Below are 12,813 nucleotides of genomic sequence, written 5' to 3' on the forward strand. Positions count from 1 at the left end.
TCGCATGACCTCCTGAGCGCCGGTTTCGCTCGGCCTTCTGAAGGGGCGTTTCGGTGCGCTCGGACGTTTCTCTGGAAGTCCAAGAGCAAACGCGCTTTTGCTTTTGCTCTTCGTAGGAGCGAGCTTGCTCGCGAACTGGCCGGTGACATCCGCGCACGGGTTCAACTCCGCCCCTCTCCCTAACCCTCTCCCTGAAGGGAGAGGGAACCGTTGGGCAGGGCTTGATGTTATGGCGTTAGCCGGCAGCCTCGGTGATGTCCGGCTGGAGCCAATTCTTTTCTCGGCACGGACTGCCCCCTCTCCCGCTTGCGGGAGAGGGTTGGGGAGAGGGCGCTCTTGAACCCAGCACCTAAATCCGTAGGGCGCCTAACACCTACGGCGTTATCCACCACGACACCAGGAAAGCACGAACGGAGCGGACTCCGTCCGCGATTGAATTCACCGGCCACGCCAGATACCCCAATGGACGGACAGCATTCAATCGTGATTGATCGCCCCGATCTTGTGGATCGACAGGTCAGCCCCGTAATACTCCTCCTCCTGGCTCAGGCGAATACCCACCACCACCTTGATCCCGCCGTAGACCAACACCCCACCGACGAAGGCGATGACCACGCCCAGCAGAGTGCCCAACACCTGGCTGACCAGACTCACCCCACCCAAACCACCCAGCGCCTGCTGGCCGAAGACGCCGCAGGCGATGCCGCCCCAGGCGCCGCACAGGCCGTGCAGCGGCCACACGCCGAGTACGTCGTCGAGCTTCCAGCGCGTCTGCGCCGCGGTGAACACCCAGACGAACAGCGCACCGGCTACAAGGCCAGTGGCCAGGGCGCCCACCGGGTGCATCAGGTCGGAACCGGCGCACACTGCTACCAGCCCGGCCAACGGGCCGTTGTGCAGGAAGCCGGGGTCGTTGCGCCCCACCAGCAGCGAGGCGATGGTGCCGCCGACCATGGCCAGCAACGAGTTCACCGCCACCAGGCCGCTGGCGTGGTCCAGGGTCTGTGCGCTCATCACGTTGAAGCCGAACCAGCCGACCACCAGGATCCAGGCGCCCAGGGCCAGGAACGGGATGTTCGACGGCGCGAAGGCCACCAGCCGGCCCTCGCGATAGCGGCCGTTGCGCGGGCCCAGCAGCAGCACCGCGGCCAGCGCCAGCCAGCCGCCGAAGGCGTGCACCACGACGGAGCCGGCGAAGTCATGGAAAGGCGCGCCGAACTTCAGCGCCAGCCAGGCCTGCAGGCCATGGTTGCCGTTCCACGCCATGCCCTCGAAGAAGGGGTAGACGAAGGCCACGATCAGCGCCGTGGCGCACAGCTGCGGGGCGAATCTGGCGCGCTCGGCGATGCCCCCGGAAATGATCGCGGGGATGGCGGCGGCGAAGGTCAGCAGGAAGAAGAACTTGACCAGCGCGTAGCCGTTCTCCGCGCTCAGCTCACTGGCCGGTTTGAGGAAATCCACACCGTAGGCGACCCAGTAGCCGATGAAGAAATACGCCAGGCTGGAGACGGCGAAGTCCGAGAGGATCTTCGACAGCGCATTGACCTGGTTCTTCAGGCGCACCGTGCCGACCTCGAGGAAGGCGAAGCCGGCATGCATGGCCAGCACCATCACGGCGCCCAGCAGGATGAACAGGGTGTTGGAACCGTGGATCAGGGTTTCCACGGCACTGTTGAGGTTTTCCATGAATCAGGCAGCCCCGGATCAGACCGAAAAAGCACCAAAACAGCTCATCGCCCCGGCGCACCGCACCAGCATGAAGCGCAGACGCACCGATAAGGTCCACCCCACTGCTCCACACAGCACACGAGGATGCGCAGGGGTACCTCTGTTTTTTTGATTTTTCTTTTGTCTTTCAGTTGGTTAATGGATTTTCCGGCGGTCTTCGGACGTCCCTGAACGCCCCTCTCTGGGGCACTCACACCGGATGACGCACCATGGCGTTGCAAGCGGCATACCATGCGTGAAACGGGCGAAGCGGCGCGGACTGGTCTTCAATGAACGGGCCTGTGCCCTGCTCTGCGTCGCCGCTTCGCCGGCGATTTATGGGAAACTTCCCAACGCCACGGGGCTCAGAAACCAGTGAACCCCTCGCAAACACAAGGAGCCTCACAATGCCCCGCAAGAGCACCGCGAATACCACCAAGGACGAACTGCTGGCCGAATTCCAGGCCCTGGTGGCCGATACCGAGAAACTCCTGCAGACCTCCGCGGAACTGGCCGGCGAGGAAGCCGACGCCCTGCGCGAGCAACTGCGCTCCGGCCTTGGCCGGGCCCGCGAACGCATCGATGCGGCGCAGAGCGCCGTGCGCGACCAGGGCCGCGCGGCGGTAGACGCCACCGAGGACTATGTCGGCGAACATCCCTGGCAGGCCGTGGGCGTGGCTGCCGGCGTCGGCTTCCTGCTCGGCCTGCTGGTCGGACGGCGCTGACCGATGAGCGACGCCACGGACGCCCCGCAACACCATGGCCCTTCCGTGCGGCGCTTCGGCGCCGCACTGCTGGGCCTGCTGCATGGCCATGTCGAACTCTTCGGCCTGGAACTGCAGGAACAGAAGAGCCGTACCCTGGCGCTGTTGCTGTTCGCCGGGCTGGCGTTGCTGTTCGCCCTGCTGCTGATACTGGGCCTGTCGCTGCTGGTGCTGGTGCTGTTCTGGGACAGCGACCGGCTGGCCGCGGTGCTCGGCCTGTGCGCCTTCTATGCGCTGGGCGGCGGGCTGTGCGCCTGGCGCCTGTACCAACTGGTGGACGACGACAGCTCGCCGTTCAGCGCCACCCTGGAAGAACTGGCCCGCGACCGGGAGCAACTGCTGCCATGAGTGAACTGCCGCAACTATCCCCCCGCCCCTCGCGGCGGGAACTGCGCAAGGCGGTGCTGCGCCTGCGCCTGGAAGTCCAGCGCCAGCAACTGCGCCAGGAAAGCGAGAAGCTCCTGCAGCCGCTGCGCCAGGCCCGCGACCTGGGCCAGGGCGTGCGCCAGCAGTTTAGCGGCGGCGCCTCCCTGTGGGCCGCCGGTGGCGCCGCAGCCGCGGCCGCCCTGATGCTGCGTCGCAAACGCGGCCTGGTGCGTCTGCTGCGCCTGGCCGTGGTGCTGGCGCCCCTGCTGCTCAAGCTGCGGAAGACGGCGGACAAACCGACGAAACCGACTGCGGACCAGGGCGGCTGAGCGCCCTGGCTGCATTCTTGCTAGGAGGCAATCCCGGGCCGGCGGCAACGCCTTCCTTTTCCTCCCACTAAGGATGTGTCCCTTGATCGACGGGCAACCGATCGCCTGCTTCCAGCCCTTCATCGATACCGCCACCGGCCTCATCGCCGGGGTCGAAGCCCTCGGCCGCATGCGCCAGGCCGACGGCCAGTTGCTCTCGGTGGGCCCGCTGTTCGTCGATCCGAAGATTCCCCCGGCCACCTTGCGCCGCCTCGACCGGCAGATCCGCGACGACGCCCTGGCGCGCCTGCCGGAAGCGCCGGCGGACTGGTTCCTCAGCCTGAACATCTCGCCGCGCTGGATCAGCCGGCTGCGCCCCAACCAGCCGCTGCCCAGCCTCAAGCAACTGCAACAGCACGGCGTCGACCCGCACCGGGTGGTCTTCGAGATCACCGAGCTGGGCGGCGGCAACCAACGCCTGCCCGAGGTGGTGGCGCGCTACCGCGAGGCCGGGGCGCGCATCGCCATCGACGACTTCGGCGCCGGCTATTCCCAGCTCGACCGCGTGCTGGCGCTGCAGCCGGACATCCTCAAGCTGGACATGCGCCTGTTCCAGCAGGCCGCCCGTGGCGGCCCCAGCGGCGAGGTGGTCAAGGCCCTGGCGCAGATGGCCGAGAAGACCGGCTGCTGGATCATCGCCGAAGGCGTGGAAACCGAGGCGGAACTGGACTTCGCCCTGGAATGCGGCGCGCGCTTCGTCCAGGGCTACCTGTTCGCCCGCCCGGCCCTGGACTTCCCCGCCAGCGACGCCTACCTCGACGCCTTCGGCCAGTGGCGCGACCGCTACGTGCAGCGCAAGCTGAGCGAGCGCGCCCGGCTGGTGCAGCTGCGCCAGCAACTGGCCGAGCTGGTCGCCAACCTGCGCCCCTGGGCCGAGGGCGGCGCGCGCCTGGCCAGCCTGCCCACGCCCGACGGCTTCCCGCGCCTGCTGCGCGTCTACCAGTGCGACCGCCACGGCACGCAGATCTCGCCCAACCTGGAATGGAACGGCCTGTTCTGGAAGGAAGACCGGCGCTACGTCGGGCACAACTGGTCTTGGCGCCCCTACTTCTACCAACTGCTCGCCGAGGGCTGGGAAGAGCGCCGGCTGACGCTGTCCAACACCTACCGCGACGCCACCTCCAACCAGTACTGCATGACCGCCGGGCAGTTCATCGACCAGGGCCGCCGCCTGCTGCTGATCGACATCGACGCCGAAGGCCTGTAGGCCGCGATTGAGATTGCCGCGGGCAAGGGGTAGCGTTGGCTGCACCACGAGCAATCGGACGAGCGAATGGACTGGCATACCCTGCTCCCCCGCGAGCGCCTCGGCAAACCCGTGCACAGCAGCGCGGAACTCGGCCGCAGCGCTTTCCACAAGGACCACGACCGCATCATCTTCTCCGGCGCCTTCCGCCGCCTGGGGCGCAAGACCCAGGTCCACCCGGTGTCGAGCAACGACCACATCCACACGCGCCTGACCCACTCCCTGGAGGTCGGCTGCGTCGGCCGTTCGCTGGGCATGCGCGTCGGCGAGATGCTGCGCGGCGAACTGCCGGAATGGTGCGACCCAAGCGACCTTGGGGTGATCGTCCAGTCGGCCTGCCTGGCTCACGACATCGGCAACCCGCCCTTCGGCCATTCCGGCGAGGACGCCATCCGCCACTGGTTCCAGCAGGCCGCCGCGCGCGGCTGGCTCGATGCCATGGACGCCGACGAGCGCGCCGACTTCCTCAATTTCGAGGGCAACGCCCAGGGCTTCCGGGTGCTCACCCAGCTGGAGTACCACCAGTTCGACGGCGGCATGCGCCTGACCTTCGCCACCCTGGGCAGCTACCTGAAGTACCCCTGGACCGCGCGCCACGCCGACTCCCTTGGCTACAAGAAGCACAAGTTCGGTTGCTACCAGAGCGAGCTGCCGCTGCTGGAGCAGATCACCGAGAAGCTGGGCATGCCCAAGCTCGACGACGAGCGCTGGGCGCGCCACCCGCTGGTCTACCTGATGGAGGCGGCGGACGACATCTGCTACGGCCTGATCGACCTGGAAGACGGCCTGGAAATGGAACTTCTCGACTACCCCGAGGTGGAAGCCCTGCTGCTCGACCTGGTCGGCGACGACATCCCCGAGACCTACCGCCAGCTCGGCCCCAGCGATTCCCGCCGGCGGCGCCTGGCTATCCTCCGCGGCAAGGCCATCGAGCACCTGAGCAATGCCGCCGCACGAGCCTTCGTCGAGCAGAAGCAGGCCCTGCTGGACGGACGCCTGGTCGGCGACCTGGTCGAGCACATGAGCGGCCCGGCCAAGCGCTGCGTGCAGCAGGCCAAAGCCCTGGCGCGGCAGAAAATCTTCCAGGACAAGCGCAAGACGCTGCACGAGATCGGCGCCTACACCACCCTGGAAATCCTCCTCAACTCCTTCTGCGGCGCGGCCCTGGAACAGCATGGCGGGCGCAGCCCGTCGTTCAAGAACCAGCGAATCCTCGACCTGCTCGGGCACAACGCACCGGACCCCGACTGGCCGCTGCACAAGGCCTTCCTGCGCGTCATCGACTTCATCGCCGGGATGACCGACAGCTACGCCACCGAAATGGCGCGGGAGATGACCGGGCGCTCCAGCCCGGTGTGAGGCCCGGTTTCGTCGCGGCCGCGACGAAACCCCGGCGCTAGGCCTAATGCCGTTCATTTAAGCGATGCTTTGAGTTGGCGAAGGCAGGAGCGTAGGGCGCATGACCTCCACCGCCATCCGTGCCACCGGGATTTCCGGCGTGGCCGGTGAGCCCAATCGCGGACGGAGTCCTACGTCCGTGCCTTCCTGGAACTGTAGGAGCGGGCCCTGCCCGCGATTTCGCGCGCAGGGCGCGCTCCTACATGGGAATGGTGCGGGTGGGCGGCGTAGGAGCGGCTCTCATCCGCGAATCGCGCCGATATGTCCGGCTATCGCGGACAGGGTCCGCTCCTACGAAGAGCCCCACGGCGTGGCCGGCAAGGCAGCCCCGTAGGATGGGTTGAGCCTGCGAAACCCATGCGGCGGTGGCACGGGGTGTGGTGTTTACCGGGGGTAGGAGCGGACTCCGTCCGCGATTGGGCCCCCGGACCACGCCATGAGCCCAAATGAAAAATGCCGTTTCTCCCAGACGGAGAAACGGCATCCTTACGGCGCTAGACCGGATCGTCCTCGGTGGCCGACTGCAGCGGGCGGATCTGGCCCTCCTCGTCCAGTCGCTTCAGGTGGCCATGCAGGCTGGCCTGCAGCGCATCCAGCGCCCTGCGCAGTTGCTCCACGGCACTGCGCAAGGTCGAGAACTCGGCGCGCTCGGTGCAGACCTTCTCCAGCTCCGCGCAACGATCATGCAAGGCCATGGCGCCCACCAGCCGCGCCGCACCCTTGATGCGGTGGGCCAGCTCGGCCAGGTGCCGCCGGTCCTGGGCGTGCAGCAAGGGTTCGAGCTGTTCGGCGTCCGCCTCGTTGCTCGACACCAGCTCGGCCATCAGGTTGCGCGTCAGCTGGGCGTTGCCGCCGGTCATCTCCAGCAGGGCGCCGATGTCCAGGTCACCCTCCTCCTGCGGATGTTTTTCAGGAACCGGTTCCGGCGGCATGATCTCGCCGCGCTGAAGTTGCTCCAGTTGCTCACGCAGCTGCTCGATGCTGATCGGCTTGAACAGGCAGTCGTCCATGCCGGCCTCCTTGCAGCGGATGGTTTCGTCGGGCTGGGCATTGGCCGTGAAACCGAGGATGGGGGAACGCGCCGCGCCGCTCTCCCGCTCGATCTCGCGAATCCGCCGGGCCAGGCTGTAGCCGCTGAGCACCGGCATGTTGCAGTCGGTGATGACCAGGTCGAATTCGCCGGGCCGCCACATCTGCAGCGCCTCACCGCCGTCCGTAGCCATGGCCACGGTGTGCCCGAGGTGTTCCAGCTGCTGCGCCAGCAGCAGGCGGTTGACCGGGTGATCGTCCACCACCAGTACGCGCAGCGTCCTCTGCACCACCGCACTGCGCAGGATGATCGAATCGTCTTCCGGTGCCAGGGGCTCCAGCACCTGCAGCACCAACCTGACGTGCACCTTGGTGCCCACGCCGGCCACGCTCTCCAGGCGCACCGAGCCCCCCATCATTTCCGCCAGCTTGCGGCAGATGGTCAGCCCCAGCCCCGTGCCGCCATGGTTGGTGCTCCCCTCGCGCTGTACCTGGCTGAAGGGTTCGAAGAGCTGCTTCTGGTCTTCCTCGGCGATGCCGATGCCGCTGTCCTCGACACACACCTCCAGCGCCAGCCGCTCGTTCGGCAGCGGCTCGCCCGACACCCGCACCCAGACGCTGCCCGCGTCGGTGAACTTGATGGCGTTGCTCACCAGGTTGGAGAGAATCTGCTTGAAGCGCAGCGGGTCGATGAGTACGTCGCAGGCTGCCTCGGTTTCGATCTCCAGCTTCAGCAGCAGGCCCTTCTGCCGGGCCAGGCCGTCGAAGACACGGGCCACCGATTCGATCAGCTCGCGCAGGCGAGCCCGTTCGGGCAGCAGTGTCAGGCGGCCGGACTCGATCTTGGCGACGTCAAGGATGTCGCCGATCAACAGCAGCAGCGACTTGGCCGACTCATAGGCCACCTCGATCGGCCCCTGTTCGCCGCAACCGCCGCAGCGATTGCGCGTCAACGCCAGTTCGAGCATGCCGATCACCGCATTCATCGGCGTACGGATTTCGTGGCTCATGGTCGCCAGGAAGGTGCTCTTCGCCCGGCTGGCTTCCTCGGCCTGCTCCTTGGCGATCTCCAGTTGCTGAAGCAGGCGCTCGCGCTCGGTGACGTCGACCCAGCCGGAAACCACGCCGCGGAGCTTGCCGGACGCGCTGTGGTAGGGCGTGAGCCAATGGTGCACCTGGCGCGTCTCGCCGTTGATCTCCAGCATGCGGTCGACGGCGACCGACTCCCCGCTGGCCATTACCTGGAGGTATTCCCGGTGCAGGCCCTCGGCCTGTTCCGCCGAAAGCCAGGTGCAGTCCGCCAGCTGCGAGCCCACCGCCAGGTCTTCCGGCAGCCCGGTGGCCTCGCGGAACGCCCTGTTGCAGGTGATCAAGCGCCCATCGGCGTCGCGCACCGAGACCGGCTGGGGAATGCCGTCGATCAGTGCGCGCTTGAACGCCAGGCGGTCCTGCAGCTCCAGCTCGGCGCGGCGGCGCGCGCGCATCCGCAGCAGCAGGTACCAGTTCCACAGCAGGATCAGCCCGAGCAGCGCCAGTCCGCCCCACAGCAGCCAGAAGAACTGCGAGCGGTAGCCTTCCCAGACGCTGTCCGGCGACGCGCCGCTGGTGGACCAGCGGCTGATGATGCTGGCCATGTCTTCCGGCGAGATCGCCAGCAGGGCCTTGTTGAGGATGCTCAGCAGCTCCGGGTCGGCCCGCGAGACGCCCAGGGAGATCTGCGCCGGCTCCAGGTCCAGGGTCGCGGCGATGCGCAGGTCGCGGTAGTAGCGATTGACCAGGAAGGTGGCGGTGAGCATCGGCTGCAGCGCGGCATCCGCCTTCCCCTCCTGCAGCAACGGCAAGGCATCGCTGTAGTTGTCCACCTCAACCAGCTTCACCCGCGGGAACTGCTCGCGCACGTAGGACACCAGCGAACTGCCATGGGCCACCGCCACGCGCTTGCCGTTGAGGTCGGCGAGGTTGTTCAGCCGGGTGTTGTCCTTGTGCGTGAGCAGCACGAAGGAGGTACTCAGGTAAGGCCGGGTGAAGTCTACGTGCGCCTCGCGCTCGACGGTGGGCGACATGGTGGCCAGGGCATCGACCTGGCCCCGGCGCACCTGGGTGAACATGCCGGAGATCGACGAGGTCGGCACCACCTCGAACTGCAGGCCGGTACGGGTGCGGATCAGGTCCAGCAGGTCCGCGACTATGCCGCGGAAATTGCCCTGGGAGTCGAAGAAGGTCAGCGGGGCCAGCGACTGGTCGATGCCCAGGCGCGGCCGCCGGTTGTGCTCCAGCCAGCGAAGCTCCTGGGGCGTGAGGTTCAGCCGGTGGTTGGAGATGGAGAACACGCCGCCCACGCTCCAGCGCCGCTGGATGGACAGGTGTTGCTGGGCGCTGATGTTCTGCAGCACCTCGTTGACGCTGTAGAGCAGCGGGCTGCCGTCCTTGCGCGCGGCGAAGGAAAAGCCGACGCCGTTGAAGTTGGCGAAGTTCAGCAGCTTGAGGTTGACCAGGTAACCCTGGCTGATCAGGTACTGCGCGCTCAGGGCGTCGCCGACGTAGGCGTCCACCTGCCCGAGGGCGACGGATTCCAGGGCGCGGCGCAGCGAGTCGAAATGCACCACCTCGGCATCGGGGAAATGGTCGGCCAGCTCCTTCGGCGAGAAGTAGTCGCCCACCACGGCGAGCCGCCGGCCGGCCAGTTGCAGGTCGCCTTCCAGGCGCATGTCCTGCTGCCCGACGATCACCGGCTGGTTCAGGGAATACGGGCGCGACAGCAGCAGGTCCGGGATCTCGGCCTCGAAGCCGGTGGCGCGGCCGATCAGGTCGATCTCGCCATCCTGCAGCGCCTGGATGGTCTGGCGCCGGGACGGGTAGCGACGCATCTCGATGCGGACGTTGAGCGCTTCGCTGACCAGCCCGAGGTAGTCGGCGGTGACCCCCTCCAGCTCGCTGCCGCTGACGGTGACGATCAGTGGCGCATAGTCCGGCGCGGCCACCCCCACCACCAGCGTGCGCTTCTCGCGCAGCCACTGCCAGTCCGACTCCGGCAGCTCGACCCGCGGCCTCTCGGGAAGCGCCGCCGTACGGGCCAGCAAGGCGAGTTGCGTCCAGGGCGCGGGGGCCTGGACCTCTGCGGCCCAGGCCCCCATCGCCAGCATCGCACCGAGAACGGCACCCAGCAGCGCCCTGCACTTCGAGCCCATGGCGACTGTCTCAGACCAGTGCGTTGCGCTTGGCGAACTCGATCAGGTCGACCAGCGAATGGGCATTGAGCTTCAGCAGCAGGCGCGTCTTGTAGGTACTGACGGTCTTGTTGCTGATGAACATCTGCTCGGAGATGTCCTTGTTCGAATAACCATTGGCCAGGTATTGCAATACCGACATTTCCCGGTCGGAGAGGCGCTGGATGAGTTCATGGTCATCCATGCTGCCGTTGTTCTTGCGCGCCGGGCGCACGGCCGTGCTGGGGAAATAGTTGTACCCGGCGATCACCGCATTGACCGCGCTGATCAACTCGGCCAGCCCGCCCTGCTTGCAGACGAACCCGGAGGCCCCGGCCTGCATGCAGCGCATGGCGTAGAGCGAGGCGCTCTGGCCGGTCAGCACGAGGATCTTCAGGGGCAGGTTGAACGCGGTCAGACGGCTGATGACTTCGAGCCCGTCCAGCTTGGGGATGCCGATGTCCAGCACCACCAGCTCCGGCAGCAAATCCTTCACCAGGGACAGGGCGTCCACGCCGTTGTCGGTTTCCCCGATGATGGTATGACCTTCCTTTTCCAGCAGAACGCGCATTGCCATCCGTATCACCGGATGATCATCGACGATAAGAACCTTGCTCAATTTTCAATCTCCGACAGACTTCCCAAGAGTGCGCCGTAAGATATCGTCTAGGAAATCAGTGTCGAGATTAACTGGTGCCACTTTTAACATCTTAAGTAAATTCCCATACATCAAAGTATAAATTCCTACACAAACTTGATCGACCAACTTCCGTTAACTTTCAAGCCGGACTTTTTCAACATCTCCTAATGCAAATTCCTACAACGGAAATGGAAGTTTTTTAAATAAATGGCACCCGCCAGCCGGCACACTGCGGCCGTTATCCAATTCGGTACGCGCGACCATGAACATATCGATCCCATCCAGCCTGCTGGTGCTGGAGGACCATGCATTTCTGCGCGAGGCCACCGTGCACGGCTTGCGGGTCCTCGGCTACGAGCAGGTCCTGGCCGCCGGCGACGGGGACAGCGCCATCGAACTGCTGAGGCAGAAGGGCGGAGTCGACATCTGCATCTGCGACGTGCTGCCGCCGGGCATGGACCTGCTCGGGTTCCTGCGCCTGGCGGCCCAGGAGAAGCTGCTGCGGGCGATCATCGTGGTCAGCGAGGTACCCGCCGACCTGCGCCGGGCCATTGCCCACATCGCCACGCTGTACGGCCTGTCGGTGCTCGGCGAGCTGACCAAGCCGCTGCAGATGTCCAGCCTGCAGGCACGCCTGCGCCACTACAGCCCTGCACCCGCCGCCGCCCCGCCGCTACCGCGGCCGACGCCATCGGCGCTGGAGGTCTGGCAGGCCATGCGCAACCGGGAGCTCAGGGCCTACTACCAGCCCAAGGTCGACCTCGACACTCTGCAGGAGATCGGCGCCGAGGTGCTGGTGCGCTGGGACCACCCGGTCTACGGGCTGTTGCGCCCGGCCTACTTCCTCGCCGCGATCCGCCGGATGAAACTGCTGCCCGACCTCTTCGACCTGGTTCTGGACCAGGCCCTGGATTTCGCCCGGCGCGAGCTGCGCCACGGCACCCAGCGAGCGCTGTCGATCAACATCGACCTCGAGGTGCTGCAGCAGCGCGACCTGGCCGGCCACCTGAAGGAAAAACTGCGGCAGACCGGCGTCGACCCCGCCAGCCTGACCATCGAGATCATCGAAGGGGGGCTGGCGACCACGCCCCTGGCCAGCCTGGAGAACCTCACCCGCCTGCGCCTGCTCGGCTGCAACGTCGCCATCGACGACTTCGGCACCGGCTACTCCTCGCTGCAGCGTCTTTGCGACCTGCCCTGCAACGAAATCAAGCTGGACGCCTCCTTCATCCGCGACATGCAGCACAACCCGCGCACCCACGAGTCGGTCGCCAGCACCCTGGTGCTGGCGCGCCACCTGCAGTTGCGGGTGATAGCCGAGGGCATCGAGACCTACCAGCAACTGCAGCGCATGCGCGAACTGGGCTGCCGGTTCGGCCAGGGCTTCCTGTTCGCCCGGCCGATGTCGGAGGACGCCTATCGCCACTGGACCGGCGTCGACCTGCAACCGCCGGAGCCGGAAGCCGGCTCCGCGCTGGAACTGGAGGGCGTGCGCACGCCACCGGGCTGAGCCCGGAGTAGACGCCCGTTTCAGTCTTGTTGGTGAATGGGCTGCTCCGGATACCAGGCATCCTGCAGGGGGCTGACCGAACTGCCGCTCAGCTCATCCTGCTGCTTCAGCCAGTCCTCCACGGCCTTGCGCTGCTCCTCGGTGACCGAGCCGCGGCGCGCCAGGCACACGAAGCCGAAATCGTCGCAACCGGTATAGGCCAGGCCGTTGGCGGTGATGGCCTGCTCCACGAAGCGCTTCAGGAAGGCCTGCAGCACCTGCTCGGGGAGCCCTTCGCGATAGTCGAGCGACAACTCGAACCCCAGTTCCTGGAATTCATCGACGCAGAGCTTCTTGCGCAGACGACGGGAACGGTTGCTGGCCATGTGGCGAATCTCCTCGATTGATGACGGCATGCGGGACACGGGCGAAAGCCGCCCCGCACAGACTCTAGCAGTTCGGGCGCAGCGCTCCCACGCGCATCGGCTTACAAACCCCAGCGCATCCCGCAACGGCTTGCGGCATAATGCGCCGGCGCGTTGCCGCGTCACTGGCGCAATCGTCTATCGTCAGTGTCTTCTTTCGTCACCTTCGTCATGT

Annotated in this window: 10 protein-coding genes; 6 read left to right on the plus strand and 4 right to left on the minus strand. The window is 66.4% G+C overall.

Annotated elements, in window-relative coordinates; all coding sequences use genetic code 11:
- Positions 1 to 477: 477 nt before the first annotated feature.
- Positions 478 to 1,686 (minus strand): ammonium transporter, encoded by a 1,209-nt coding sequence (locus BM060_RS10970; protein ID WP_074979984.1) that lies wholly within the window; start codon positions 1,684 to 1,686, stop codon positions 478 to 480.
- Positions 1,687 to 2,114: 428 nt separating this feature from the next.
- Here BM060_RS10970 and BM060_RS10975 point away from each other — a divergent pair, with 428 nt between their 5' ends.
- The 5 genes from BM060_RS10975 to BM060_RS10995 all read left to right on the plus strand — a co-directional run bounded on the left by BM060_RS10975 (position 2,115) and on the right by BM060_RS10995 (position 5,810).
- A complete protein-coding gene (locus tag BM060_RS10975; RefSeq protein ID WP_009621315.1) occupies positions 2,115 to 2,432 on the plus strand; it encodes an ElaB/YgaM/YqjD family protein in 318 nt (105 codons plus the stop codon).
- A gap of 3 nt (positions 2,433 to 2,435) precedes the next feature.
- Entirely contained in the window at positions 2,436 to 2,819 is a 384-nt protein-coding gene (locus tag BM060_RS10980) for a phage holin family protein (RefSeq protein ID WP_009621313.1), read from the plus strand.
- Positions 2,816 to 3,166: a hypothetical protein gene (locus tag BM060_RS10985; protein ID WP_074979986.1), complete on the plus strand. Its 351-nt coding sequence runs from the start codon at positions 2,816 to 2,818 to the stop codon at positions 3,164 to 3,166. Before BM060_RS10980 ends, BM060_RS10985 begins: the two co-directional genes overlap by 4 nt.
- 82 nt (positions 3,167 to 3,248) lie before the next feature.
- Entirely contained in the window at positions 3,249 to 4,412 is a 1,164-nt protein-coding gene (locus tag BM060_RS10990) for an EAL domain-containing protein (RefSeq protein ID WP_058490698.1), read from the plus strand.
- Between the two features lie 66 nt (positions 4,413 to 4,478).
- A complete protein-coding gene (locus tag BM060_RS10995) occupies positions 4,479 to 5,810 on the plus strand; it encodes a deoxyguanosinetriphosphate triphosphohydrolase (RefSeq protein WP_074979989.1) in 1,332 nt (443 codons plus the stop codon).
- A gap of 533 nt (positions 5,811 to 6,343) precedes the next feature.
- On the opposite strand, the gene BM060_RS11000 is transcribed toward BM060_RS10995, so the two are convergent.
- Together BM060_RS11000 and BM060_RS11005 are read right to left on the minus strand one after the other, a co-directional pair.
- Positions 6,344 to 9,958: a transporter substrate-binding domain-containing protein gene (locus BM060_RS11000; RefSeq protein WP_245322923.1), complete on the minus strand. Its 3,615-nt coding sequence runs from the start codon at positions 9,956 to 9,958 to the stop codon at positions 6,344 to 6,346.
- Positions 9,959 to 10,076: 118 nt separating this feature from the next.
- The gene (locus tag BM060_RS11005) at positions 10,077 to 10,703 is read right to left on the minus strand and encodes a response regulator transcription factor (RefSeq protein WP_024128782.1); all 627 of its coding nucleotides are present in this window, start codon (positions 10,701 to 10,703) and stop codon (positions 10,077 to 10,079) included.
- A 283-nt stretch (positions 10,704 to 10,986) separates the two neighbouring features.
- On the opposite strand from BM060_RS11005, the gene BM060_RS11010 reads away from it, so the two are divergent.
- Positions 10,987 to 12,234 (plus strand): EAL domain-containing response regulator, encoded by a 1,248-nt coding sequence (locus tag BM060_RS11010; RefSeq protein ID WP_074979994.1) that lies wholly within the window; start codon positions 10,987 to 10,989, stop codon positions 12,232 to 12,234.
- Between the two features lie 20 nt (positions 12,235 to 12,254).
- Here the strand turns inward: BM060_RS11010 and BM060_RS11015 are convergent, their stop codons facing one another.
- Positions 12,255 to 12,599 carry a YggL 50S ribosome-binding family protein gene (locus BM060_RS11015; protein WP_074979998.1) on the minus strand — a complete coding sequence of 115 codons (345 nt, stop codon included), beginning with the start codon at positions 12,597 to 12,599 and terminating at the stop codon, positions 12,255 to 12,257.
- Between the last annotated feature and the right edge of the window lie 214 nt (positions 12,600 to 12,813).

It is taken from the genome of Pseudomonas citronellolis, assembly GCF_900112375.1.
In the GTDB taxonomy this organism is placed as follows: domain Bacteria; phylum Pseudomonadota; class Gammaproteobacteria; order Pseudomonadales; family Pseudomonadaceae; genus Pseudomonas; species Pseudomonas citronellolis.